Source organism: Streptomyces sp. ASQP_92 (assembly GCF_025399895.1).
Taxonomy (GTDB): Bacteria; Actinomycetota; Actinomycetes; order Streptomycetales; family Streptomycetaceae; genus Streptomyces.
In genome coordinates this window covers 53,638-78,158 of the sequence record NZ_JAODUA010000024.1, presented here as the reverse complement: position 1 = coordinate 78,158, position 24,521 = coordinate 53,638, and the positions used below count along the sequence as shown (strand labels likewise).

28 protein-coding genes are annotated in these 24,521 nt (G+C 70.1%); 15 read left to right on the top strand and 13 right to left on the bottom strand.

Annotated elements, in window-relative coordinates:
* Positions 1–304 precede the first annotated feature (304 nt).
* On the bottom strand, positions 305–1,117 hold the full coding sequence (locus tag N4G70_RS32760; protein WP_261716424.1) for an AraC family transcriptional regulator: 813 nt from the start codon (positions 1,115–1,117) through the stop codon (positions 305–307).
* 153 nt (positions 1,118–1,270) lie between these two features.
* Between N4G70_RS32760 and N4G70_RS32755 the strand changes: the two genes are divergently transcribed.
* Complete coding sequence (locus N4G70_RS32755; protein WP_261716423.1) at positions 1,271–1,981, top strand: alpha/beta fold hydrolase; 711 nt, start codon at positions 1,271–1,273, stop codon at positions 1,979–1,981.
* A 109-nt stretch (positions 1,982–2,090) separates the two neighbouring features.
* Here N4G70_RS32755 and N4G70_RS32750 read toward each other — a convergent pair whose 3' ends face one another.
* Both N4G70_RS32750 and N4G70_RS32745 read right to left on the bottom strand, forming a co-directional pair.
* Entirely contained in the window at positions 2,091–2,285 is a 195-nt protein-coding gene (locus tag N4G70_RS32750) for a hypothetical protein (protein ID WP_261716422.1), read from the bottom strand.
* Between the two features lie 244 nt (positions 2,286–2,529).
* Positions 2,530–3,381: a DUF4253 domain-containing protein gene (locus N4G70_RS32745; protein WP_261716421.1), complete on the bottom strand. Its 852-nt coding sequence runs from the start codon at positions 3,379–3,381 to the stop codon at positions 2,530–2,532.
* Positions 3,382–3,675: 294 nt separating this feature from the next.
* Between N4G70_RS32745 and N4G70_RS32740 the strand changes: the two genes are divergently transcribed.
* From N4G70_RS32740 to N4G70_RS32730, 3 genes are all read left to right on the top strand, one after another.
* Entirely contained in the window at positions 3,676–4,116 is a 441-nt protein-coding gene (locus N4G70_RS32740) for a VOC family protein (RefSeq protein WP_261716420.1), read from the top strand.
* A 118-nt stretch (positions 4,117–4,234) separates the two neighbouring features.
* Positions 4,235–4,672 carry a glutaredoxin domain-containing protein gene (locus N4G70_RS32735; RefSeq protein WP_261716430.1) on the top strand — a complete coding sequence of 146 codons (438 nt, stop codon included), beginning with the start codon at positions 4,235–4,237 and terminating at the stop codon, positions 4,670–4,672.
* Between the two features lie 307 nt (positions 4,673–4,979).
* Positions 4,980–5,225, top strand: coding sequence for a hypothetical protein (locus tag N4G70_RS32730; RefSeq protein WP_261716419.1), 246 nt, complete (start codon positions 4,980–4,982; stop codon positions 5,223–5,225).
* 260 nt (positions 5,226–5,485) lie between these two features.
* Here the strand turns inward: N4G70_RS32730 and N4G70_RS32725 are convergent, their stop codons facing one another.
* Both N4G70_RS32725 and N4G70_RS32720 read right to left on the bottom strand, forming a co-directional pair.
* Positions 5,486–5,920 (bottom strand): YjfA family protein, encoded by a 435-nt coding sequence (locus tag N4G70_RS32725; RefSeq protein WP_261716418.1) that lies wholly within the window; start codon positions 5,918–5,920, stop codon positions 5,486–5,488.
* Between the two features lie 346 nt (positions 5,921–6,266).
* Positions 6,267–6,827 (bottom strand): TetR/AcrR family transcriptional regulator, encoded by a 561-nt coding sequence (locus tag N4G70_RS32720; protein ID WP_261716417.1) that lies wholly within the window; start codon positions 6,825–6,827, stop codon positions 6,267–6,269.
* A 99-nt stretch (positions 6,828–6,926) separates the two neighbouring features.
* Between N4G70_RS32720 and N4G70_RS32715 the strand changes: the two genes are divergently transcribed.
* Complete coding sequence (locus tag N4G70_RS32715) at positions 6,927–7,667, top strand: SDR family oxidoreductase (RefSeq protein ID WP_261716416.1); 741 nt, start codon at positions 6,927–6,929, stop codon at positions 7,665–7,667.
* Positions 7,668–7,972: 305 nt separating this feature from the next.
* Here N4G70_RS32715 and N4G70_RS32710 read toward each other — a convergent pair whose 3' ends face one another.
* Entirely contained in the window at positions 7,973–8,662 is a 690-nt protein-coding gene (locus N4G70_RS32710; RefSeq protein ID WP_261716415.1) for a hypothetical protein, read from the bottom strand.
* Between the two features lie 312 nt (positions 8,663–8,974).
* On the opposite strand from N4G70_RS32710, the gene N4G70_RS32705 reads away from it, so the two are divergent.
* Both N4G70_RS32705 and N4G70_RS32700 read left to right on the top strand, forming a co-directional pair.
* Positions 8,975–9,340, top strand: coding sequence for a hypothetical protein (locus N4G70_RS32705; RefSeq protein WP_261716414.1), 366 nt, complete (start codon positions 8,975–8,977; stop codon positions 9,338–9,340).
* A 117-nt stretch (positions 9,341–9,457) separates the two neighbouring features.
* Positions 9,458–9,757: a hypothetical protein gene (locus N4G70_RS32700; RefSeq protein ID WP_261716413.1), complete on the top strand. Its 300-nt coding sequence runs from the start codon at positions 9,458–9,460 to the stop codon at positions 9,755–9,757.
* Between the two features lie 71 nt (positions 9,758–9,828).
* On the opposite strand, the gene N4G70_RS32695 is transcribed toward N4G70_RS32700, so the two are convergent.
* Positions 9,829–10,497 carry a DUF4097 domain-containing protein gene (locus N4G70_RS32695; protein WP_261716412.1) on the bottom strand — a complete coding sequence of 223 codons (669 nt, stop codon included), beginning with the start codon at positions 10,495–10,497 and terminating at the stop codon, positions 9,829–9,831.
* Positions 10,498–10,955: 458 nt separating this feature from the next.
* Positions 10,956–12,947, bottom strand: coding sequence for a CASTOR/POLLUX-related putative ion channel (locus N4G70_RS32690; protein ID WP_261716411.1), 1,992 nt, complete (start codon positions 12,945–12,947; stop codon positions 10,956–10,958).
* Between the two features lie 421 nt (positions 12,948–13,368).
* On the opposite strand from N4G70_RS32690, the gene N4G70_RS32685 reads away from it, so the two are divergent.
* A complete protein-coding gene (locus N4G70_RS32685) occupies positions 13,369–14,013 on the top strand; it encodes a dihydrofolate reductase family protein (protein ID WP_261716410.1) in 645 nt (214 codons plus the stop codon).
* Positions 14,014–14,144: 131 nt separating this feature from the next.
* On the opposite strand, the gene N4G70_RS32680 is transcribed toward N4G70_RS32685, so the two are convergent.
* Positions 14,145–15,209, bottom strand: a complete 1,065-nt coding sequence (locus N4G70_RS32680; RefSeq protein WP_261716409.1) for a sodium:calcium antiporter — start codon at positions 15,207–15,209, stop codon at positions 14,145–14,147.
* Positions 15,210–15,297: 88 nt separating this feature from the next.
* On the opposite strand from N4G70_RS32680, the gene N4G70_RS32675 reads away from it, so the two are divergent.
* The 3 genes from N4G70_RS32675 to N4G70_RS32665 all read left to right on the top strand — a co-directional run bounded on the left by N4G70_RS32675 (position 15,298) and on the right by N4G70_RS32665 (position 17,411).
* The gene (locus tag N4G70_RS32675) at positions 15,298–16,080 is read left to right on the top strand and encodes an SDR family NAD(P)-dependent oxidoreductase (RefSeq protein ID WP_261716408.1); all 783 of its coding nucleotides are present in this window, start codon (positions 15,298–15,300) and stop codon (positions 16,078–16,080) included.
* Positions 16,081–16,175: 95 nt separating this feature from the next.
* Positions 16,176–16,634 carry a MerR family transcriptional regulator gene (locus N4G70_RS32670; protein ID WP_261716407.1) on the top strand — a complete coding sequence of 153 codons (459 nt, stop codon included), beginning with the start codon at positions 16,176–16,178 and terminating at the stop codon, positions 16,632–16,634.
* 129 nt (positions 16,635–16,763) lie between these two features.
* Positions 16,764–17,411 carry a LysE family translocator gene (locus tag N4G70_RS32665; RefSeq protein ID WP_261716406.1) on the top strand — a complete coding sequence of 216 codons (648 nt, stop codon included), beginning with the start codon at positions 16,764–16,766 and terminating at the stop codon, positions 17,409–17,411.
* Between the two features lie 91 nt (positions 17,412–17,502).
* Here N4G70_RS32665 and N4G70_RS32660 read toward each other — a convergent pair whose 3' ends face one another.
* The 4 genes from N4G70_RS32660 to N4G70_RS32645 form a co-directional block, all read right to left on the bottom strand.
* Positions 17,503–18,030, bottom strand: coding sequence for a hypothetical protein (locus N4G70_RS32660; RefSeq protein ID WP_261716405.1), 528 nt, complete (start codon positions 18,028–18,030; stop codon positions 17,503–17,505).
* A 107-nt stretch (positions 18,031–18,137) separates the two neighbouring features.
* Positions 18,138–18,761, bottom strand: a complete 624-nt coding sequence (locus N4G70_RS32655) for a histidine phosphatase family protein (protein ID WP_261716404.1) — start codon at positions 18,759–18,761, stop codon at positions 18,138–18,140.
* A gap of 114 nt (positions 18,762–18,875) precedes the next feature.
* A complete protein-coding gene (locus N4G70_RS32650) occupies positions 18,876–19,367 on the bottom strand; it encodes a cupin domain-containing protein (RefSeq protein WP_261716403.1) in 492 nt (163 codons plus the stop codon).
* A 38-nt stretch (positions 19,368–19,405) separates the two neighbouring features.
* On the bottom strand, positions 19,406–19,777 hold the full coding sequence (locus N4G70_RS32645) for a DUF4267 domain-containing protein (protein WP_261716402.1): 372 nt from the start codon (positions 19,775–19,777) through the stop codon (positions 19,406–19,408).
* A 119-nt stretch (positions 19,778–19,896) separates the two neighbouring features.
* On the opposite strand from N4G70_RS32645, the gene N4G70_RS32640 reads away from it, so the two are divergent.
* The 4 genes from N4G70_RS32640 to N4G70_RS32625 all read left to right on the top strand — a co-directional run bounded on the left by N4G70_RS32640 (position 19,897) and on the right by N4G70_RS32625 (position 24,420).
* On the top strand, positions 19,897–20,475 hold the full coding sequence (locus N4G70_RS32640; protein WP_261716401.1) for a TetR/AcrR family transcriptional regulator: 579 nt from the start codon (positions 19,897–19,899) through the stop codon (positions 20,473–20,475).
* A 241-nt stretch (positions 20,476–20,716) separates the two neighbouring features.
* The gene (locus N4G70_RS32635; RefSeq protein ID WP_261716400.1) at positions 20,717–21,706 is read left to right on the top strand and encodes a phospholipase; all 990 of its coding nucleotides are present in this window, start codon (positions 20,717–20,719) and stop codon (positions 21,704–21,706) included.
* Positions 21,707–21,905: 199 nt separating this feature from the next.
* Positions 21,906–22,652 carry an endonuclease/exonuclease/phosphatase family protein gene (locus N4G70_RS32630; RefSeq protein WP_261716429.1) on the top strand — a complete coding sequence of 249 codons (747 nt, stop codon included), beginning with the start codon at positions 21,906–21,908 and terminating at the stop codon, positions 22,650–22,652.
* A 553-nt stretch (positions 22,653–23,205) separates the two neighbouring features.
* Entirely contained in the window at positions 23,206–24,420 is a 1,215-nt protein-coding gene (locus N4G70_RS32625; RefSeq protein WP_261716399.1) for a serine hydrolase, read from the top strand.
* Positions 24,421–24,521: the final 101 nt, after the last annotated feature.

Sequence of the window (24,521 nt, the reverse complement as noted above, 5' to 3'; positions counted from 1 at the left end):
CCCCTGGCAACGCCCCCCACCTACTACCCCACCCCCCGCCAAAGGACCTCCGCCCCACCACACAACCACCCATCACCCCAGGCCAGACCCCACACCCACCCCACCCCACCACCAACCCCCACCCACTAACACCGACCGTATGTGACCTCCGACCTGTGGGCCGCCTCACCCCAAAAACGCCCGAATGTCACAGATTGCTACCATTCACACCCTTCAAGAGGCGTGGCCCCCGCCACACACCACCCCCGAATCAAAGGAATCCCCACCACCCCAGCACCCCATCGAGAGGCCCCCGCGCTCGGCCTCACGCGGTGGGCCGACCGCTCTTCCGGTAGCGCCCCGGGGTCGTTCCGATGATGTTCGTGAATGCCGCGATGAACCCGCTGGGGTTGGCCCACCCACACGCGTAGGCGGTGTGCGTGGTGTCGTGGCCGTCGGCGAGCAGAACGAGGGCGTGGCAGATGCGTAGCTGCGTACGCCACTCATAGAAGGTCATGCCGAGTTCGTCGTGGAACAGGCGGCTGAGGGTGCGGGTGCCGGCTCCGATCCGTTTCCCGAGTTCGGCCAGCGTGGCGGTGTCCCCCGGCGTCTCGTACAGCATCCGGGCAATGGCTTGGAGCCGATCGTCTCTCGGTTCGGGCAGGTGCAATGGCTGCTCGTGGGCCTCGCGGAGTTCGTCGACCAGGACTCGCAGGAGGCGGGAGCGTGCGGAGCGGCGGTAACTGGGCTCCTCTGCACCCGAGTTGTCGTCACGGGGGCCGGTCAGGGCGAGGAGGGCTTCGCGGGCCAGGCCGGAGGCCAGGAAGACGGCGGGACGGTCGGGCAGGAGCCGGGCGAGGGACGGCGCGAGAAAGACGATCCGCATGTCGGTGTCGCCATGGGCCCGGTGGTAGTGCGTGAAGTCGGCGGGCGTCCAGGCGACCCGGTTGGCGGGGGCGACCGATGTCCCGCCCTCGGTGTGGACGGTCAAGACGCCACTGGCCGCGTACACCAGGTGTCCGCGCGCGTGCGACTGGACGGCGCTCGCCTCGCCGGACGGCCAGAGGTGGCGACCACCGGAGGGCCATATCTCCGACGTCGCGCCGGTACTCGGCGAAGGTTGGCGGCGAACAGGCATCAGTTGGCATCCTATCGCTACCGAGCCACACCGGGGTTCTGGTCAACTTCCTTCATATGGCGCGGACTTCAGCCGCGCGGAGAGCACTCGGGCGAGCCCCATGTCATATGGGCAGCGCGTCTCGATGCCTCGGCTTGAGAGAAGGGGAGACACATGGCGACGTTCATCCTGGTGCCGGGCGCCTGGCACGGCTCATGGGCTTTCGAAGCGGTCGTTCCGCTCCTGGAGCGTGCCGGTCACACCGTGCACGCTGTGACCCTGACGGGTCTGCGACCGGACGACGACATCGCGACCATCGCGACCGCCAATCTCGACACACACGCAGACGACGTACTCCGTCTCCTCGACCGCACCCACCTCACCAACGCGACGCTGGTCGGGCACAGTTACGGCGGGATGGTGATCGCCGCCGCTGCGGATCGCGCCGCGGGCCGGATCTCGCGACTGGTACACCTCGACGCCTATGTGCCGCGCGACGGCGACTCCTGTTGGTCGTCGACGTCCGACGGCTACCGGCAATCGTTCACCGCGGGCGCTGCGCCCACCGGCTACGCCGTCCAACCGCCCGCCGGCGGCGATCCCCGCCGCCGTCCCCATCCCCTGGGCTCGCTGCTGCAGGAGATTCGTCTCACGGGGAGGTTCGACGAGGTTCCCCGTCGGGAGTTCGTCTACTGCTCGGGGTGGGAGGAGCGGACGCCGTTCGCCGACCTCCACACCCGACTACAGGCCGATCCCGCCTGGCTGGTCCACGACCTGCCGACCGCACACAACGCCATGCGTGAAGCGCCGGAGGCGGTCGCCGCGCTCCTGCTCGGCGAAGACGTTACGGATGCGTCGGAGTACGCACGATGCGCGCACCGGTGAGGGGCCGGTGGTGCGGTCCAGGGCCGGGCGGACCCGACCGTACATCAGCAGGAGCCCGACGTGACGGGGCCCCGGCGCACCGCACCGGGGCCCCAGCGCTACGTCGGCCTTACCACGTGAACTTGATGTTCGTGAAGCCCTCGCTGCCCGTGTGCACAGCCCCGTGACCGACGGAAGCACCGGTCCGCTCGCCCTGCTGGTAGAGGAACGTGCCGGGGTTGTCGGCGGCGGTGGCGATGGGCGCCGCGACAAGGGTGGTCACGGCGGCGAATACCGCGGCGGCGAGTACGGAACGAATGCGCATGGTTTCTCCAGCGGTTCGGTGGTGGGTCCTCCGGGGATTACCCGGACCAGGAGGGTGGTCTACCAAGGACTACCGAAACGGGTGATCTTCCCGGGCGAATGCCCGGCGGAGCGGATCCGCTCGGCACAGACCGTTTCCCTGTCCAGCCGCACACCTCCCCGCCCAGGAACCACGCGGCCCGCCTCTCCCCCCTGCCGTCCTTGACGCACGTACGCGACGGCTCGGCGGGCTCCACGACGATCCGTCAGTGCCACCAGAACGACCAGCACTTCTCCTCGACAAGTTCCTCGGCGTAGTCGGTGAGACTCTCAGTGCCGCGAAAGACGTTGTCGGGGCAGAACGCGACGTGCTCGGCCGCCACGGGCAGGGCCTCGTCCACGTCATCCGGCCGCGCCGTCACGCTCATCCGCAGGCCGTCGAGGCCGACTTCGACGACGCGGGCGCCGTACCGCTGCTCCCAACTGCGCAGAACCGCGGTGATCGCCCCGGTGTCCGCATGACCGGCCGCTCCGGTCCATCCGCAGGCGGCCGGCGCTTCAGCGCCACTGTCCGCGCGGACGAGTCCGATCCGCAGCCCGGGGTCGTGATGCAGCAGCCAGCGAGCCACGGCGACCGCGGCCTCGGCCGGAGCCTCCCCTACCGGCGGGTGCGGGGAGGGCGCCGGACCGGGCCAGTCGGCACCGTACGGCTCCAGCATCTGAAGTCGCTCCGCCGCTTCCTGCGGATCGTCGGGGTGGGCCTCGGCCAAGGAGTTCCACCAGCCCCGCAGGACGGCTTCGGGGTCGTGGGAGGCGGGCGAGGACGACTGGCCCGGGGCGAGTTCGCCGGTGGCCCAGGGGCGGAAGTCGGGGTCGTTCGCCGGGTGGGTCAGAAGCAACGGCCACAGCCCCGACCGCGCGTGCTCCTGCTGGAGTTTCTCCCAAAGACCGGGCGGCGCCGGTCCGTCGCTCAGCCACATGACCGGGGCGTCCCCGTCGGATTTCGCCGGGACGATCAGCCGACCCGGCGGTAGTGGAGTCGCCAGCGAGTACTGCTCGGCGGTCCCGTCGGGGAAGAGCGGGCGGAGGGAGGGCGGCAGGGTGGTGGGATCAACCATGCCCACACGGTAGAGGCTGGGTCGGACACGTCCCTGGCGGGAGCCTGCTCGGCCCCGCCTATCCCTCGCTTCCCCGGCGCGGGGCCAGCCGCCCCGTCACCGCCAGAAGATCCCTCCCCCGCGGCACTCCTACCTCCAACTCACCTGCGCCAGACGCCAGTTGTCAGCAACAGCGCTACGCCGATCTGCGGCGGCCCTCCGTACCGATGGCGAGCAGCCCAGAAGGTGGACGCGCGACGGGCGCGAAGGCCGACTCGGCCTCCGTTGTCAGACCCCGCCCCTATCGTGGGCGGCATGACCATTCAGCGCATGGACAACGTAGGCATCGTCGTCGACGACCTGGACGCCGCCGTCGCCTTCTTCACCGAACTCGGCATGGAGCTGGAAGGCAGGATGCCGATCGAAGGAGCTTGGGCGGGAAGCGTCGTCGGGTTCGACGACATGCGAACCGAGATCGCGATGATGCGGATCCCGGACGCGCCGGGGAGGCTCGAGCTCGCGAAGTACCACAGCCCTGCGGCGATCACCCCCGAGCCGGCGATCACTCCGGCGAACACGCTGGGCCTGCATCGCGTCATGTTCGCCGTCGACGACATCGAGGACACCCTGGCCCGCCTGCGCCCACACGGCGCCGAACTCCTCGGCGAAGTGACCCGCTTCGAGGACAGCTACCTGCTCTGTTACCTCCGCGGGCCGAGCGGAATCATCCTCGCGCTGGCCGAGCAACTGAGCTGACGAGGGGGAACGGGGGAAACAGCCTCTGCTGAGGACCCAGGAGTGAGGATCCCAGGAGAGTGAAGGCCAGGGCTCGGCCCGCCCGGAGGAGGATTTCGACTCGGTAGCCTTCATGTTCATGATGCGCGCCTGGACGTTGCCGGTACTGCTGGTCCTCTGCGGGATGGCCTTTGCGGCCGGGCCGATCTCCCGCGGGGCCCCTGGTACGGCTACGGCAGTCCTGCTGCTGTTCGTGCTGCTCGCGGGCGTGAGCTCGCCTCTGATCTTTCCGGGGTCGGTCGGCGCGTTGGAGGCGCAGCGCCGCAGCGAGGCCGACGGCCGACCCGTCGTCTTCTGGCGGCCGGGCTGTCAGTACTGCATCCGGTTGCGTATCCGATTGGGGCGCAGTGCCCGCCAGTTGCACTGGGTCAACATCTGGCGTGATCCCGCCGGGGCCGCGGCGGTGCGAGCGGCCAACGACGGCAACGAGACCGTGCCCACCGTCGTCGTGGCGGGTCGCTCGCACACCCACCCCGACCCCGCGTGGGTGCGCGAACAGCTCTCGCCGTCCGCGTGACCACTGGGCCCGGCGCCGACTCCTCCAGCGCCGGGAGCGTGTACGTGAGCAGATGGGCTACCGCCGAGTTGCCGGCCGAGCCGGGTCTGGGTGCGGGGGTCGGGGTGGGGGCGGGTTCGGCTGTGGCCTCGTTTCCGCTGAGCCATCCGTGACGTCGGCCGTTCGGCGGGACATCCACCGTCCCGTTTCGTGCGAGGTGGTGAGTACGTCCCGCCGTTTGGGTGGAGTCTTGCCGTCGCCCCTGTGGGAACGGTCCGCAACGGGGATCTCCTATCGTCCGCATGTTCGTCATGAGGGAAGGATTCCCATGCGTATCGGTACCGTATTGGCCGCCACCGCTCTGACCGCGACCGCCCTGTTGGGCGCGACCGGCACCGCCTTCGCGCACGACCACGACAACGACCACGACGGTTGCGGCGGCGGCGCCACCAGCCAGGGCATGGCCGGCAACCTCAGCATCGTCGGCGGTCTGGATGGTGTGGTGGACAAGAACTGGGACAACTACAACAAGGAAGCCGGATTCGACCTCGGCGGGTCCCACTTCTGCCACTGACGGTCACGCATCCCGCTCGGTACAGCCCCGTCTTCGCGATGTCCTCGCGAGGGCGGGGCCGTCGCGAGTTCTGCGACCGGTGTGGTCTGCTGCCGCGCTCTGCCTCGGGCGGGTGCCGGGTGGGCGGCGACGCGTAAACGATCAGCGAGGGCTGGGGTCGGCCGGGGCTGGAGCATGGCGGCGATTGACGCCTCGATCGCCCTCCCTCCACAAGACCCCGGCCCCCACTGACCACCCGTCCACGGAGGCCTTCGCCCCGCTCACTTCCAGTCGGTGCACACCGTCCCGGCGCCGGGAACGGTCATGCAGGCGGCAGCCCTGATGCCCATGTCGTTGACCATTTGCGAATGGGCGTCACTGCCGCGGTCGATCCTGGTCTGGTACGTGTTCTGCGGGTTCGCGGTGTTGGCGACGGTGCCGATCGTGCCGACCGGCCCGACCACCTTCACCCAGGCCGCCCGGCAGGTCGCGTTATAGCGCAGGAGCACAGTGGCACCGGCCAGCGTCCTCGAATCCAGCGTCCCCGCGCCATCGGCGCACCCTCCCTGCTCGGGGAGGAGACCGTTGCACTGAGGCCCTTTGCAGGGGGCGGCGGCCTGGGCGGAAGTGGGGACGGCGACCGTGAACGCGAGAACGAAGGCGGCTACGAGAGCACCGAAGCCGAAGCCGGTGATGCGGTGTTTTGCCACGAGCATGCCCTTTCGTTGGGGTGTTCATGACCCTGGCATGGAACGGGAGCCGAGGGCAGAGGCACTCGCGGTGACCACGGGGCGTGGAGAACACGACGCCACGCGCCCGGGCTCGCGACCCGTCCCGGGGTCACCTCCGCACGCCTCGGTCATCCCCGAGACCAGTCGGCCACGGTGTGCACGCGGACCGTCCGGCACTCCGCATCAGTACGGCGCAAGTACCCTTTGTCGCCAGGTCAGTTGGGGAAGCCAGAGGACACTTGTCCGGCCACGCACTCCACGCCGCGAAGGCCGTTCGCAGCACGCGGCCCTGAGCCCGACTCAGATAGGCCGAGCCTCGGCCCAACCACCCTCACCCATCCGCGTCTTGGCGGCGAAGCCCGTCGAAGATCACATCCATGAGCGGCCTTGCCACGTCGTCCCACTCGTCGTGGTCCACGCGACCGAGGTAGGCGATGAGGAGCAGGACCCCGCGTGCGTCCACATCCGTACGGATGGAACCGGCCTCCTTCGCAGCGTCCAGCAGCCGGCCGAGCGCGCCCTCGATGGGGTTGTGGCTGTGGGCGACAAGGTCCTGCCATGCCGCCGGTTCGAGCGCTGCCAGGACGCCGCGTTTGATCTCGGCATAGTCGATGACCCGGTCGAGCCAGCGGCGCAAGGCCTGTACGGGCTCATGTGCCGCCAGCAGGTCGGAGGCGGCGGCGACGAGTCCGTCGACATCGCGCCGGTAGACCTCGGCGAGCAGCGCTTCGCGATTGGGAAAGTTCCGGTAGAGCGTCCCCTGCCCTACGCCGGCCCGCTTGGCGATGTCGTTGAGGCGTACATGCTCCGACTCGGCGAGGGCCGCCCGGGCAGCCTCCACGATGCGGGTTCGATTCTGTGCCGCATCCGGACGGCGCGCCGGTGCGCTCATAGACCTCTCCTGACGTTCACACCTGACAAGTGGACACGTGTCCGCTACAGTCGACCACCTGGCGGACACGTGTCCACTTTATCTTCCCTGGGGGCAGCAGTGGTCTCTCTTCACGACAAGATCGTGGCCATCACAGGTGCGAGCGGCGGCATCGGCGAAGCCACGGCCCGCCTGCTCGCCCGGCGCGGCGCCGCGGTCGTCCTCTCGGCACGCCGCGGCGAGCGCATCGACGCGACAGCGAAGGACATCCGGGAGGAGGGCGGCCGGGCGGTCTGGCGCGTCGTCGACGTCACCAAGGCCGAGGACCTGCGACGCCTGGTCTCCACCGCGATCGATGAGTACGGCCGGCTCGATGTGCTGGTGAACAACGCCGGCATCGCGCCGATCAGCCCGCTTGCCGACCTCGACACCGAGGGATGGTCGGCGATGATCGATGTGAACCTGCGCGGCATGCTCAACGGTGTCGCCGCCGCACTGCCCGTCTTCCGGAAGCAGGGCTCGGGCCACCTGGTCAGCATCGTGTCGGTGGCCGGCCTGTCCGTGTCTCCCTCGATGGCCGTCTACGCCGCGACCAAGAACGCGGTACGCACCGTGCACGAGGGCTTGCGGGCGGAGTCCACGGATGGAGTGCTGCGTACGACGGCCATCTCGCCGGGATATGTCCGCACCGATCTCGCCGACTCCATGGCGGACCCCCACTTGCGTGAGCGGACGCGCAGGAACATGAACGCGATGGGCCTCCCCCCGGCGGCGGTTGCCCGCGCGGTGGCTTTCGCCATCGAGCAGCCCGGTGATGTCGAGATCGGGGAGATCAACGTTCGGCCCACCGTCCAGGCTTGACCGGTGCCAGGGGGACCGTGCCTCCTGCGCGTGGGGGAAGCGGGTCATACGCCGGCCTGACTCCCCCGGCCGCATCCGGAACAGTGATCCCATGGCGGGGCCGGCCTTCGGCCTCGCCGCGCTCGGGTGCCACAGGCGTACCGATGAGGAATCACTCCGGAGGGCCTCGTGCTCAACTACCCGTTCAGCGCGGGTAGTTGCCGCATCGAAGATGGGCCAGGTGAGTGGAGAATACCGTCTCACCGACAGCTAACGCGGAGGCGATGACGCCGTCGGCTCTGGGGCCAGGGCCGACGCCGGAAGAGTCAGTGCCGCGGAGTCAGAGGCGCCAGCGCTGGGGGGGCCGGCGAGTCTACGGGGATCCGTCGTGCGGCGCTGCGGTAGGTGGAGACGCCCAGGGCCAGCATCCAGTAGCTGAAGATCGCGCCCATCAGGGCGGTGGTGCCCCAGCCGTTCGCCGCGTAGAAGTGCGCGGGGTCGTTGCCGAAGAACAGTGACGGCACGAACAACAGGTTGATCCCCGCGAGGAGGAAGGCCGAGCGGCCGGTCCAGCGCGGCAGCAGGTGCGTACGAGAGACTCCGTAGCCCAGGGCGGTCAGGAACAGCGCCAGCATGAGCCGGCTGGTGGACCCGTAGAGGATGTAAGTGCCGCTGACCGTGATGGTCGGATCGATCGGGTGGTCGGCGGCTATGACGGCGCCGGCTTCCAGTCCGCTGGAGACCAGGACGATCGTCGCGTAGACGATTCCGGTGGCGAAGGCCATCGTGCCGACCCACTCGTAGGCCGGGTTCGCGGCTTTGACCAGTTCGCGGAAAGCCGTCACGAAGACGATCAGGAACGCCAGCGCGAGGATCCCGATCAGCAGCCTGGCAAGGACGTTGGAGTCCGGCGGCGGACCGGAGTAGAGGAAGTACAGGGGCACTTCCACGATGAAGGCGGCCGCCGTCGCGATGCCGGCGAGTCCTGTCAGGCGCCTGGCGAAGGTTTCGTTCATGCTCGTCCCCCTGGGGTCGTTGGCCCGGATGATGGGCTGCTCACTGATCCGGCGACCTGAATTCTGCTGCGCGCAGCGCACCCCGTCTCTGGGCCTGAACACCGAATGGGAGGGTGGTCCTACCGACACTGTTGGGGGCGGGTGGGTGTAGCTCGCCTACCCTGCGGCTCGGCGAGTAGCGCACATATCCCTTGAGCAGAACGGTAGTTGAGAGCCGCCTCCACGCACCGACCCCTCCCGACGGACAACTCGATGCGCCGGAAGACGCCCACGCCATACGGTGTCCCGGACGAAACCGCATGAGGAGGGTGTGTGCCGCCGAACCGAGCCGAGCCGCGGGTCCATGAGATCCGCATCCAGGATTGCGCGGACACGGAAGAAGCGATTTGGCTCCAGGAGCCCGTGGAGCGTCTGCTGTGTCCGGACCCCGACCACGAGCCGCCGTGCCCAATCCCGTGGAGCTTCAGCCTTGCCGAGCAGACCGGCGGTCCCGGTGACACCTCTACGACGCTGATCCTGGGCGTGTACGCGTCCCACGGCCAAGCCGCACAGGTGGCGCGGCAGGTACGCGCCCTCGTAGGTGAAGGGCGACCCGTCCTGGTAGGCGAGGGCGACCCCGAGGACTTCGAGGAACTCGTCGAGCAGTACCGGATCGAGCGCGGGATGCGTCGTAGTTGAGCGGGGGCGCGCCGTTCTTCGCCTTCCACTCTCAACCCCCCGTTCGGACTGGGACGCGCGGCCACAGTCACGCGATGGCATGCCGTCGCCCGCCCTGAGTGAGCGAAAATGTCTCCTGTGGCTACCGAACCTGTACAGATCCCTCTCGACCAACTACGTCGGGCCTTCGACGCGGCGCTTGGGCACATTGAATCGTCAGCCGGGCCCGCGGTGATGCTCAAGGAGGACCTGTTCTGGTCTGTCCCCGCCGACGAGCTGTACAACATGGGTGCGGAGCCCCAGACCCTCACGATCGGACAGCTTTCGGAGTCATGGCAGCATATGGAGGCTCTCCTTGCTGGCCAGGACCGGGCCGTGGGTTACCACTTGGTCTGGCTTGCCGACGTGATCCGGGCGATCGGCCATGAGCTCCTCTGACAAGGCCGCGCAGGCCGCGAGCGGAGTCGCGGCCTGAGTGGACGAAACGGTCACAGAGAACGGCTCCGTCCTCACAGGGCGCGGGCGGTGATGTCGCCGTAGGACGTGGTCGCGTGGATGTTCAGGAGGGGCGCGGCACCTTCCGTGTTGTGGAGGGCGTTCTGGACACGGCCGTATGACGTGCCCGCGTCCAGTGTCGCGGAGACCCCGGGAGCGGCGCCGACGGTGATGTGGCCGGCCTCGGTGCGCAGGGTGAGGGTGCCTTGGTGGGCTTCGGCGATGTGGATGTCGCCCTTCGCCACAGTGATGTGGCTGTCTCCGGCCAGACGGCCCACCGAGACGTCGGCGACCTGGACCGTGAGGCGCAGGCCGGCAGTCTCTTCGAGGTGGGCGGTGCCGTGCGCTCCGTCGAAGGTGACGTCGCCCAGGCGTCCCGAGGTGCGGAACTCGGCGCTGCCCGCCTTGGCCTCGATACGGGAACCGGCGGGCAGCTCCACCGTCACGTCAAGGCTGCCGGAAGGGCCGAAGTACTGGTTGCTCATGGGGGATTCGACGCGCAGGACGCCGTTGTCGTAGGCGACCGTGGTCTGCTCCGCGGCCTTCACGTCCCGGCTCTTGCCCGCGTCCACGGGCTTGACCTCGACCGTGGTGTGGTCCTGGTCACCGGCGATGATCCGCACCCGGCCGGCCGGAATCGCGAGGACGGCGGTGATGGGGGTGGCGGTAGCGAACTTCTGCATGATGTTCTCCTGCGACTCGGATCGGCTCGACTCGGGCCCGGTTGGACTCGGGCCCGGCTCGGCTCGGTTTGTTGTCTCCCGCGACTGTGTCCGCCGCGTTGAGGGAGACAATGCGCGGCGCCGGTTTCAGTGGGGCATTACCGCGGTTTCAGCGGGCTTCGGAGAGACGTCGGGGCCGCGTGCGCCCGGGGGCTCTCCCTCGTGTGAGGGGTCGGCCGCGGCGCGATGGACGTACGCCGGCCGTATCCGCTGCACCCTGCGCCCGCCAGTGGCGTCGCGCCGCACCCTGCCATCCGCCGCCTCGCCCCGGGCCGCACCCCGCACCCCCGGCCCCAGCACGCCGCCCCATGAGCAGCGCCCAGTGATCCTTCTGGGTGGGTCGCCCGGCCGACGGAGGCCACCCCCCAGCCCAACCCGGCCCACCCCAAGCCGAGTCGGCGCCGCAGCGCGGACCGCTCTCAGCCCTCGGCGACCACGATCACCCAGTCCTCCGCCGTCAACCGCACCGGCTCCCGCTTGTCGGGGTTGAGCCGGACCCCGTACATCGGGCTCCGCGTGGACTGCGCGCGGAGGCGGTAGCCGACGGCGCACTCCTTGCGGCGCCGCGCCGAGGCGACGACGGTGGCGAACGTGACCTCGCCCCCCGGCCGGACATAGTCCGTGGCGGGCCTCAGATACAGCTCGTTCCCCTCCGACGTGAACAACTCGTCGAAGAGAGAAGCCAGATAGGGGCTTTCCGAAATCTGGCACATGAGAAGGCTGATGAGGCGTCCGCTGACGATGAAGTCGGCACCCTCCCGCGCCGGTGCGAGCAGCCGGTTGCGGTCGTCGGACATCTCCGTCGTCAGCGAGATCTCCTGACCCGTCGCCTCCTCGATCGCGCGTAGATGCAGCAGCGTGACCAGCGTCCCGTCGTCCACATCCGGCCTGACCGGGCGGGAGTTGAGGTGATCGGCCGGTACGTTCCCCGGGTCGGCGATGACGATCACGCCGTCGAAGGACGGCACGTCCAGCGCTTCGAGGACGACCGGGTCCGTGATGTCCGCGCAGTGCAACCGCACCTCGATCGGGCCCTGTTGGGCCGCCGCCTCGTGTGCGACGCGCGTGGTCTCGGCGTCCTCCAGGGCCACGATGTCCAGCGTGGTCCCGGCGCTCGCGTACGAGGCGAGCTGGCCGACGACGAGGGGAGCGCGACGGTTCCAGCCGAGCAGGAGCAGCCGCTCCGGGCGGGGGGCGCGAGGGGGCGCGGTGGCGAAGGCGTCCGCGTCGACGTACGGCGTGGCGTCCTCCAGTACGGCCGTGTCGTCGTCGCGGGTGACCACGATGATCCGGTCGTCCGCCGTGATGGTCGTCTCGGCGTCCGGGTTCAGGACGACCTTGTCGTCGGCACGCAGCAGGCCGACCACCGAGGACGTGATGTACGCCAGAAGAGCCTCCCCGAAGGTGCGCCCCACCAGTGCGTCGGCGGGCACGGCGTAGAACTCGTCACCCGCGAAATCCAGTAGCTCCTGGTAGACGAGTGAGAGACCGGGCTGGCGCGCGGTCTGCACCAGGAGGCGCGCGACGATGTCGTCGACGGCCAGAACGCGTCCCCTCGGTCCGGCGGCCAGGGCGGCGGTGAGCCGGTTCCGCGTGTCGCGGACGGCCGCGACCACGACGGCGGCGTCCCCCTTCGCGCCGGTGCCCGCACCGCTGCCGGACCGGTCACGGTCACGGATGTCGGGACGTACGGTATTTTCCGCCGCGGCGCCCAGCGCGGGTGCGTTGAGAGCCAGCAGGGTCTTCACCACATGGGCATCCCCGTCGTCCGTACCCGGGGCCAGTACGAGGACGGCTTTCGCGGTGTGCGGACTGACCCGCGCAAGGACCGCCGGATCCGTGGTGCAGCCGTTGCGGCAGACGATGGTCGTGGTGCCGGTCGTGGTGATCCGGGCACTGATCTCGTCCTCCATCTCCACCTTGTCCTTGGGGGCGAGGATCGCGAGGGCGGCTCTCGACTGGTTGGAGTTGGCGGACACCAGCTCCGCGACGACGGGGAAGATCTGGTCGGACCAGCCGAGTACGACGGTGTGTCCGACCTCCAGCACCGTGGAGTGGCCCAAACGCAGCCGCATGATCCGGCGGTTGATCCCGGTGGTGATCAGACTGACCAGCGTGGAGACGAACAGCAGCGCCACCAGTGCCAGCAGGACGGAAGCCAGCACGTAAAGGGGTGGGCCGACCGCGCCACCGATCTTCAAGGTCTGTCCGACGCTCACCCATACCGCCACCGCCTGTTCGGTGAGGGTGGCGGGTGGCCGGCGGCCCGTCTGCACGAGCAGCACGCTCGTCGGGACGACGGCGGCCAGGCAGATCAGCAGGAGCCAGCCGATGAGAGCGGACGTACTGCGGGACACCAGGTTGTCGAACCGGTATTGCAGCCGCCTCCACAGGGACGCTAGGTACTGCACCCGGCACCCTCCAGCATGAGACAAGCGGGCAGTCGGCGGCGACCACTCGGCGGTTCACGGTAGACGGGATCGACCAGGGCCGACGCGGAAACCGGCAGCGCTCACCCAGAGGTATGAGTCGTCCTCACCCGGACGTGTGAGCGAAGCGGCCCGCACGGCGACCGCGTCCCGCGGCGCGGAAGTTCGGCCGATGTGCCGTTCTGCTTGCCACGCCCGCGACCGCCGAAGGGGTGACGCGGGGACTGGGCGTGGTCGACCGGCCGCCGAAGGCAGGATCCGTCCCGACGGCTCCCTGCGCGCACCGGACCCCGGCGCTGGGGGGAGCATCACATGCCGGGAATTCCGACCGTGGCGGACTCGGCGATGAGTTTGTCCCGCCCGGGGAGTCTCACCACCGTTACGGTCGCCCCAGGAGGAACCCATGGTTCAGCTGTTGAGAGTGCAGAACTTCAATGTCTCGAGTGACGGGATCGGTGCCGGTGAGGACCAGACCCTGGAGAGGCCGTTCGGTCATGTCGACCCCGGGCGCCTGTTCGCCTGGGCGGGCGCGACGGCGAGCTGGCCGATGCGCACCGACCCCGGCGGGAGCCGGGGCCTGGACGACTACCTCACCCGGGACTACGCCCGCAACATCGGCGCCGAGATCATGGGGCGCAACAAGTTCGGGCCCCAGCGCGGGCCCTGGCAGGACCACGAGTGGTGCGGCTGGTGGGGCGATGAACCCCCGTTCCACACCCCGGTATTCGTCATGACCCACCACAAGCGTCCTTCGGTCACACTCTCCGACACCACGTTCCACTTCGTGGACGGGGACCCGGCCACGGTGCTCGCCCAGGCGCGGGAAGCCGCGCAGGGCAAGGACGTCCGGCTCGGCGGCGGGGCCACCACGATCCGGGAGTTCCTCGACGCCGACCTCGTGGACACCCTGCATGTGGCGGTCTCGCCGATGAAGCTCGGGTCCGGAGTACGGCTGTGGGATTCGCCCGATGAGTTGCTCGACCGGTTCCACCTGGACGTCGTGCCCAGCCCGAGCGGCGTGACGCACCACCTGTTCTGGCGGAAGTGACCCCACTCTCGGCGGGCCGCCCATGACCCGCGACCGCTGATCGGGGAGGGGCCTCGCTCCACGTCAGCCACTGACCGGGGCGAGGCCTCGCCCCACGTCGACCACTGACCGGGGCGAGGCCTGTCCGCACGTCAGCCACTGATCGTGGCGAGCCCGGCGATTCCGGCCGCGTACATGACCAGTACGGCAAGGCTGTCGACGCCCATGCGGAGGAACTGCCGCCGCGGCCGGAAGACCAGGCCTGCGACGTAGACGGCGGTCAGGACGACGCCCAGGGCGGTCAGGTAGATGTCGGTGTGGTGGGCGGTGGGCAGGACCGGCTTGCCCGAGATGAGGGTGGCCAGCAGGAACAGCACCGGCAGGAACGCGTTGCCGCCGAAGATGTCACTGATGGCCAGTTGGTAGTCGCCCAGCTTCGTGGACGTCAGGCCGGTGCTGACCTCGGGCAGAGAGGTCGCCGCGGCCAGCACGGTGGCGCCGAACAGGATGCCGGAGAGCCCTTGGCGGCCGAAGAACTCCTCGCCGCTCCGTTCGATGACCACACCGGCCACCAGCGTCGCCACGGCAGCCGCTCCGAACACGAGCGCGGCCCGGGTGGTGCCGATTCCCTTGTCGGAGGCGGACTTCTCCTTCTTCCCCTTGGAGTGGCCCCGCGGTTCCGGCTGGGCGCCGGGGGCGTCACCGCCCTCGTGCCACGGCAGGCCCTTGCCCGCCCGGTTGAGCAGCAGCAGACCGACGATCCAGAGCACGGTGATGGCCAGGGAGGCGGGGTCGACGCGGGCGAACGACAGGTCGCCGGGTAGTTGGGTGCCCATGACCACGACCGCCAGCACAACGATCACCAGCACGCCTTCCAGGACCAGCACGAGACTCGCCGCCAGCCGGGTCAGCGGGGCCCTCGGGCGCACCCCGGCGGCGTCCAACACCACCAGCACCACGGTCTGGAGCGCGATGCCGCCCAGGATGTTGCCCACCGCCACATCGAGCTGACCCCCCATGGCGGCGCTGGCCGTGATGGCGACCTCGGGCAGGTTCGTCGCGATGGCCAGCATGATCAGCCCGCCCAGCGCGCTGCCCAGATGCAGCCGTTCGGACAGCACGTCCGTCGTGTCGGACAGCTTGATGCCCGCGTACCAAATCACTGCCGCGCTGGCGACGAACAACGCCAACAACACCGGCGAACTCAGAGATCCCATGCTCCGCCCCTTACCCGCCGCTCCCCATCCTCACCACCGTCCTCACCGCTCCCGGCATTGACCTTGCCCTTGGCGGCAGGGTTTCAGGATGGCGGGCATGGACCACATCGCCAGGAACAGCAACACGCCGCGGCACAGCAGGATCGTCGTCGTCACCGGCGCCGGAACGGGTATCGGCCGGGCCGCCGCCCGCGCCTTCGCCGCCGAAGGCGCCCACGTGGTGGCGGTCGGACGACGAAGCGAACCGCTGGAGGAGACAGCGGCCGGCCACGACAGGATCGTGCCGCTGCCCGCCGACATCACCGCCGACGGAGAGCCGGAGCGGATCATCCGGGCCGTGTCGGAGACGTACGGCCGGTTGGACGTGCTGGTCAACAACGCCGGAATCGTGCGCGGTGGTGTTCTCGGCACGCTGACGCCGGAGATGATCGCGACACAGCTCGCCACCAATCTTGTCGCCCCCGTCCTGCTGACGCAGGCCGCGCTGCCGTTTCTGGAGGCGTCGGGCGGAGTGATCGTGAATGTCGGTACGTCGGTGGGTCAGCGGGGGTGGCCGGGCAACTCGGTCTACGCGGCGTCCAAGACCGCGCTGGAGACGCTGACCCGTAGTTGGGCGGTCGAGCTGGCGCCGCGCGGGGTCCGGGTCGTGGCGGTCGCTCCCGGTGCGACCGACACCCCCATCGGCGAGCACCAGGGCCTGACGCCGTCGAGGAGGGCCGAGGTACGGAAGTGGCAGGTGGCTCACACGCCGCTGGGTCGCGTCGGCCGCCCCGAAGAGGTCGCCTGGGCGATCACCCAACTCGCCTCACCCGCAGCGTCGTTCGTCACCGGAGCGGTACTCCCCGTCGACGGCGGCGCTGTCGTGGCGTGAGCGGAACGGGCCACGAGCGGCACCGCCGTGGTGCACCAGCACCGGCCTGGAGGTGGGCCGCCGGTCGTGATAGAAGTGGCCCGGGGGTGAGACCGGTGCGGATCGGTGAACTGGCCAGGCAGACGGGGACGACGGCTCGGGCGCTGCGGCATTACGAGCAGGCAGGACTGATCTCGTCCGAGCGGGCGTCCAACGGTTATCGCGTCTACGACGAACAGGCCGCGGTACGGGTCCGCAACATCCGCCATCTGCTGGCGGCCGGGCTCACCCTGGACGACGTGAGCGTATTCCTGCCATGCCTCGACGGCGACGTGGCCGCCGCGCCACCCTCGGACAACGGGCTGCGGGTCGCCCTCCAGCGACTGGCGGTCCTCGACGAACGGATCGCCGCCCAGACCGAGGCGCGCGACCGGTTGCGCGCCGCCCTCCAGCAGAAGACGGGCGTCGTACGGATCCGCCCGGCCGCCGCGCCCGGGGAAGAGACGGGCGTGCGGATCAGCCCGACCGCCGGACCCGGAGAGCGGACGGCCGTACGGATCCGACCGGCGACCTGACCCCGGGCCATGCCCCAAGTGGCCTGTGGGGCACGGCAGTTCATGCCCCTGGACGCCGCCCGGGGTCCTGCGGCCTAGGTCGAAAGTCGGTCTGGTGCCGAGGGTCGGGGGAGCGGAAGAATCCCGTTCGTGATCGACATCCACCGGCTGCTGGCCTTCTGCGCCATGTCCGTCTTTCTCTCCGCCATCCCGGGGCCCAGCGTGCTGTTCGTCGTCGGACGCGCCCTCGCCCATGGCCGGCGGACGGCGCTGGCGTCGGTGCTGGGCAACGCGTTGGGCGGATGCGTGCTGGTTGTCGCGGTGGCTCTGGGAGTCGGAGCCGTGGTGGAGAGGTCGGTTCTGGTCTTCCACACGATCAAGCTGGCTGGGGCCGCCTGCCTCGTGGTTCTCGGCGCGAAGGCGCTGTGGGCGAGTTGGCGGGGGCGGTCCGGGACGGTGAGCGTCGCCGCCCCGCGCTCGGACGGGCAGAGGTCCGTGTGGGCGGGGTTCACGGTCGGGGTGACGAATCCGAAGAGTGTCGTCTTTCTGACCGCGGTGCTGCCGCAGTTCGTCGACCGCGAGGCCGGCCACGCCGCCCTCCAGATGCTCGTCCTGGGTGCGGCCGGGGCCCTGCTGCAACTGGCGTCCGACGGCATCTGGGGGTTGACCGCCTCCGCCGCCCGCACCTGGCTCGGCCGTTCTCCTCGCAGGATGGCGCTGATCGGCGGCACGGGCGGCCTGGCCATGATCGGGCTCGGTGCGGCCGTCGCCGTGAGCGGCCGCCCCGACCAGCGGTAGGCCCGCCCGCCCGGACGGCGCACCCGAGCATCCCGAGCATCCGGGATTCGCCGCATGGGTCTTCCGCCAAGGGCCTGTGCCGGTGCGCCGGCTACGTCGTCTCCCGGTCGGCCTGGCGAGCGAGGAAGTCCTCGAACGCCGCCCGCTGCTTCGGGTCCATGAAGCCCTGGCGGACTTTGCGTGCTCGCTCTTCGAGCCAACGCGCCTCCTCGGGGTGCAGGAGCTCGGCGGACACAACCCCGCCACGGGCGACGGCCGTACGTCCTCCCACGCGACGCCGGAAGAGGGTGAACGCGCCGTATTCCACGGGGTGGGCCAGTCCGGACTGGGGCGTTTCGGCCCGGTCCTCGCCCCGAGCGTCATTCGTCGGGTCCGAGCCCGGATGCCCGATCGGGTGCGAGTCCATGACCGGGAGTGGGTCCGGGTACGCGTCGGGGGCCCAGTGCTCCCACAACGCCAGCGTGGCCGCGGGCACCAGCACGGCGCGCTCCACCTCTCCGCCCCCCTCCCCTATGAAGCTGACATGGACGGGCTCACCGACCGCCTCGGCCAGTCCGAGTGCTCTCTCCATCTCGTCGTTGATCGGGTATGCCACCACTACGTCGATCTCAATTCCCATGCACCGGAGGCTACTTGGCGGCTCTGACACTCCGGGTTCGTCGACGGTCCGGCACAGATGGAACCCACACCGGCACCGGCGGCTGCTGTGTCGGTTCAACCGCGTCCTCACACATGGAGTTCCTGCGGGAAGCCCGTCCAGCGGAGGTCGGTGGGGAGGTGGCCGGTGTCGTTGAAGAGGAGGATGGCCGGGGGGCGGTCGGGGGAGTAGCGGATGACGGTCAGGGCCGCGTTGGCGTGGTTGATGCCCAGCCATCGCCACTTCGGCGCGTCGAGGGCGGCTCGGATCAGCCAGCCCGCGAGGAAGTTGTGGGTGACGACAAGCTCGTGGCGCGGTACGTCGCCGTTCACGGGGCCGGTGAATCGCGCGAGCGCGGCCGACGCGAGGACGGGCCCCTGTTCGCGTTCCTCGGCGGTCCACGGGTCGAGGAACCCGATCCAGGCGTCGGCCGCCTCCGGCGGGAGTTCCTCGCGTGTCGGCAGGTACGGGACGTAGTCGCCGGCCGCGTCGGAACAGCGCAGAGGGACGCCGTCGAGCTGTTCAGCGACCAGGTGTGCGGTCTGCTGGGCACGGTTGAGCGGCCCATGGTGGATCGCCGTCAGCGGGACCGTCCGCAGCCGCTCCCCCAACAGCGCTGCCTGGCGGCGCCCCGCCTCCGTCAGGCCGCTCTCGTCGGGCAACGCCTCGCCGTGGCGCGTGAGATAGAGGTAGCGGGCGGCCATACCGGTCATGCGTCAGTCCTTCGGTGAACTCGATCCTGCTGACTCGGGGAGGGACGCGGGCCTCACCCGAATCGGTTGCGCGAAGGGCGGGTGGGGCTCCGGGTGGGGCTGGGGTCGTGCTCCTCAGCGGCGCCCGTTCCAGACCTCGCTGGTCAGGAAGTGGTTGTCGTAGCGTTCCTGCACCTCCAGGAGCGATTCCCGGCTCAACTCACCCAACGCGATGCGCTGCAAGTGGCGGAAGTACTCGAAGCGCTCGATGCCCGGCGTGATGACGATGAGCAGGTCGGCGTCGCAGCCGGGGGCGGCGGCGAAGGCATGGGCCATGCGCGGCGGCACGACGACCAGGTCGCCCTTGCCTGCCGTGACGACCTGCTCCCCCGCGAGGAACTCGGCCGCGCCGTCGAGGACGTAGAACATCTCGGCGCTCTTGTTGTGGTGGTGCGGGGCCGCTCCGTTCGCGCCGTCCGTGAGGGTGACGCGCTGGGTGGACAGAGCGCCGCCGGTGGCGCTGCTGTCGGCGAGCAGGCGCACCGTGGTGGGTGCGCGTCCGACGACCTCGGCATCGGCGGAGCGGACCACGACGGATGCATCGAACTCGGGCTGGATGAAGGACACTTGGCGCTCCTCGGGTCGGTTTCGGTCTTGAGCCGGACTCAGACTACGAACAGCAGGACCGCGCTGATGAGCACGACGACGGCGGTGGCGAGGTGGATGCCGAACGCGACCGCCTTCGTCCCTCCGTGGCGCAGCACTATCAGCGTGTCGCCGAGCGGGACCAGGGCCACGAGGAGCATGAACCACGCCTCGGCCCGCGCTCCGGCGAACGCGAGCAGGGCCAGCCCCATCAGGCCGAAGGTGAGGTCTCTGAGCCCCTTGATGGTGAGGTAGGCGGGGTCGCCACCGCTCTGCGCCGCGGGCACGCCATAGCCGGCGGCGGCCGGTACGGGCTGGAGGAGGAAGCGGGCTCCGATGAACACGACGAACAGGTCGAGCACGACGGCGAGGGTGTAAGCGGTGACGGTCATGTCCGGCTCTCCTTGGGTGGCTGGTGATCAACCGTGGCTTGGTCGCTAGCATCGCTAGCGACAGGAGCGAAGCTATCAGAGCACCCACTCCGCCGGCTAGCACTGCTAGGGTTTCTTGCGTGACTATTCAGACGCGCAGAGAACGCGAACGGGCCCAGCGTGAGCGGCTGATCGTGACGGCCGCCCAGAAGCTGGCGGAGACGGAGGGCTGGAGCGCCGTGACCACCCGGCGCCTGTCCGCCGAGGTCGAGTACAGCCAGCCGGTCCTCTACAGCCACTTCAAGGGCAAGGACGCCATCATGGCCGCGGTCGCGGTCCAGGGGTTCGCCGAACTGGGCCGGGAGCTGCGGGCGGCCCGCACCGGCGCCGCGGACGAACGGGGCGCGCTCGCCGCCGTCGGCGAGGCGTACACGCGGTTCGCGCGCCGCCGGTCGGCCCTGTACGACGCGATGTTCACGCTCGCCGTGGACCTTCCCTTCGCCACGGCCGATGCGCCGGCCGAACTGCGTACGAGCTTCGGCGAACTGCGCCAGGCGGTGGCGCCGATGGCCGCCGACGGGGACGACGTCGACCTTCTCACCGAGACGTACTGGGCGAGCCTGCACGGCCTGGCCTCCCTCGCCCGCAGCGGCCGCCTCCCCGAGCGCGCCCACGACCGCCGACTGGCGCTACTGGTCTCCCATTTCAGCGCGGTGTGAGCCCCTGGTTCCTCCGGGCCCGGCGATCGGTTCGGCACGTCGGCCTCCGAGGCGCTTGCCCGACCTGTTCCCAACCCATCACCCCGACCTCATCCTCCTCAACTGCCTTTCGGCCAAAGGCCGTTCGGGCGGACATGTGCGGCGGGCGCGAGGAACGCGTCCGGCACATGTCTCATCTAGTTGCGTGGCAGGACGCCCTGGGTGCCCCGCCAGGCGGAGGAACGACGAAGGAGTGTGCTTCTTGACTGCCCATCTGCAAAAGGCCGTTGGCCCGCGGAGGTTACTCGCGCTGCTGGCCGCTCTGTGCGCCCTCGTGGGGGCCACCGCGCTCACCGCGACCCCGGCCGCGGCAGCCGACCAGCGGCACGCGATCTATGCCATCGCGCACCGTGTCGACACCCTGGACGGGGTGGACGCCGCGCTCAAGCACGGCGCCAACGGCATCGAGATCGACGTCTGCGCGTGGTACAACCCCAACGAATGGCGCGCCTATCACGACTGCTCCTCGGCCGGTGAGACCCGGCACGGCCCCAGCTTCGACGGCATGATCGACCGCATCCTGTCCAACGCCGAAGCGGGCCGCCGACTGGCGCTGGTGTGGCTGGACATCAAGGACCCCAACTACTGCGGCGAGGCGCCCAACCGCACGTGCAGCGTGGCCGGGCTGCGGGACAAGGCGCAGCGTCTGACGGCCGCCGGGATACAGGTGCTGTACGGGTTCTACGAGTACCACGGCGGCAGCACGCCCGATGTCGGCGGCAGGGGCTGGCAGAGCCTGGAGAACAGGCTCGGCCCCCTGGAGGGCATCACGACGACCGGCACCCGCGACCAAGTGACCGGCGCCTTCAACCGCTCCGGTTCGGGCTTCCCCAACGGCCGCCGGGTGATGGACTACGGCGACTCCGACATCACCAAGGGGTTCGGCAACTGCACCGAAGCCGACCACTACACCTGCGCGGAACTGAAGAAGGGCGCATCGGACCGCGCCGCCGGGAGGCTCGCGGCCACGCTGTCCTGGACGACCACGTACAACGACCCCTGGTACGTCGACAAGTTGCTGGGTGACGCGCGGGTGGACGGCATCATCGCAGGCTACGGAGCCTTCACCGGAGTACGCGAGTACGACGACAGCTGGCAGTGCGCCAACGCCATCAACCTCGTACGGGACTGGGTGAACCGGCACGGCTCCACCCATCGCATGGCCACCGGCGCCGACCGCCTCTTCAAGTAGGCGCGGGCACACCCGTGTCACGGCAGGGTGCCGCCGACCGCGACGCAGGTCGGCGGCACCGCACCCGCACCGCCATCGCCCGGCGCGGGAACGGCCCGTCGTCGCGGTGGCCCCGGCCCCTCGGGGGTACTCTCGCGAAGGCCAGGGCTGTGGAAAGGGCGTTGAGGTGGACGGCGTGGAGAGTGTGGCGCGGGAGAGTTTGCGGGATCTTTCGGAGTCCGTGACGGAGCCCGACGGGTCCGCGGTGGTGCGTGTGCTCAGTTACAACATTCGTTCCATGCGCGACGACGTCACCGCCCTGGCCCGGGTGATCCGGGCCTGCCGGCCCGACGTCGTCTGCGTTCAGGAAGCCCCGCGGTTCTTCCGCTGGCGCAAAGCCGCGGCCCGCCTCGCCAAGTCCTCCGGGCTCGTGTACGTCTCGGGGGGCGCCACCGCCTCCGGACCGATGATCCTCTCCTCGCTCCGCGCCCATGTGGAGCACACCGAGGACCTCCTGCTCCCGCGCACCCCCGGCCTGCACCAACGCGGCTTCTCCACCGCCGTGTTGCGGTTCGGCCGGGCCCGGCTCGGGGTGCTCAGTTGCCACCTCAGCATCAGCGACACGGAGCGCTACGAGCAGGGCCGGCTGCTCCTCGACCGAATGTCCGCCCTGGAGGTGCCGTACGCCGTTGTCGGGGGCGACTTCAACGACCGGCCCGACGGCCGCACCTTCGGTCTGCTCGCGCGCTCCTTGCAGGACGGCTGGGCGACCGCGCCCTGGGGGCGGGAGCACACCACCCGCCTCGGCGATCCCCTGCAGAGGATCGACGCGGTCTTCGCGACACCCGGGGTGTCGGTGCTGGGCTGCGGGGTCCCGATGGGCCTGCCCGGGATCGCGGAACAGGACCTGCGGGCGGCCACGGACCACCTCCCGGTGCTGGCCGCCGTACGCGTACCCGCGTCGTAGCCCGGCCCGGGCCCGCGGCAGGAACGCGGGCGGGGTCCGGGCCGTCCGGTGTCAGCGGGCGGGGCAGCCCGAATCGGCGATGGTGTAGTAGCCGGGCGCCAGGGCGTGATCGACCGATCTGCTCGACGGAGGCGGCCTCGCCCCTGCCGCGGCTGCTCCTGGTCGCGTCGGACCAACTGGAGCAGGAGAGGCTGTTGTTGGTGCTGACGGTCTGCGGGTGGACCACGGCGAAGCCCCATGCAGCACTTGAGGCAACCCGCCTGCGCCAGCGGCCTGTTGGGGCGTTGCCACCGGCTCAAGGAGGGCGAGCAGCGCGACCGCGAGGGGTGTGAACGCGCGGCGGGGCCACGCCCTGCACCTCCGTCGGCCGGATCCGTGAACTGCCATCGGCCCCCTCCGGCATCCGGGTGCTCGTGGGCTGCGCTGGGCGGGTCACTTCGCAGGTCAGGGTGTTTCGGTGCAGGGGCGGTAGGTGATGCATGGCGTACCGGCGGGTGGTACAGGCGGTCGCGTCGGCCGCCGCTCCCGCCGGCTCGTCGTTCGGAGGCTCTTCGTGTCACTGCGCTACCGTCGTTCGCCGCTGTCCCGCCCCGGCGGGCGCGGGGTCGTCGTCCTGCTCGCCGCTTCGCTGGCGCTGACCGGCCAGGCCTGGGCGGCGCCCCATGACTCCGGGGTGCCGGCCGGCCGGGCCGGGGCGCACCCCCATGGCAACGGGGACGGGGCCCTCCAGGCCGAGCTGCGGGAGCTGGTCCACCGTCCGGACGGGCCGCCCGGCGCCATCGCGGTACTCCGGGACGGCGGACGGGTCCAGGTGGTCCGGGCCGGGGTGGCGGACATCGACACCGGTCGTCCGCCTCGCGCCACCGACCACATGCGGCTGGCCAGCACCGCCAAGGCGTTCAGCGGCGCCGTCGCGCTCCGCCTGGTCGATCGCGGGCGGCTGCACCTGAACGACACCATCGCCCACCGCCTGCCCTCACTGCCCGCCGCCTGGGGCAAGGTGACGATCCGTCAACTCCTCAACCACACCAGCGGGTTGCCGGACTACAGCCAGGCACCGGAGTTCGGCGACCTGATCCGGGCCGATCCGCACCATGTCTTCGACCCCCGCCACCTGCTCGACTTCGTCGCCGAAGAGGGCCTGGAGTTCGCCCCCGGCTCCCGCTACCAGTACTCCAACTCCGACAACATCGCCGTCGCCCTGATGGCCGAGGCGGCGACCGGGCGCCGCTACGAAGAGCTGCTGGCCTCGGAGGTCTACAAGCCGCTCGGCCTCACCGGGACGAGCCTCCCCTCCGGCTACCGCTTGCCCGAGCCCTATCTGCACGGCTACGCCGTCGAACCGGGAGAACGCCCCGAGGACGTCTCCACCCTGTTCGGCGCGTCCGGTTCCTGGGCATCGGGCGGCCTGGTCTCCACCCCGGCGGACTTCAACACGTTCATGGCCGCCTACGCGGGCGGCAGGCTGATCGGCGACGCGACCCGCAGGCAGCAGCGGACCTTCGTCAAAGGCGCCTCGGAGCCGGCGGGCCCCGGCGCCAACCGTGCCGGACTGGCGATCTTCGAGTACACCACCCGCTGCGGGGTCGTGTACGGGCACACCGGCAACACGGCGGGCTACACGCAGTTCGGTGCGGGCACCCCGGACGGCCGCCGCAGCCTCACCCTCTCCGTCACCACCCAGGTGAACCAGAGGACCAACCCGGACCTGCTCGCGCATCTGCGCGCCGTCGAAGAGGACTTCGTCTGCGCGCTGCTGTCCCACTAGCAGAGCGGGCCGACGCATCGGACGCGATGCCGCAGGGCCGGTTGTTCCGTGCGGGATCTCGCTCCGTCCGCGCACAGCCGTCCCAGGAGGGACCCGGGTCG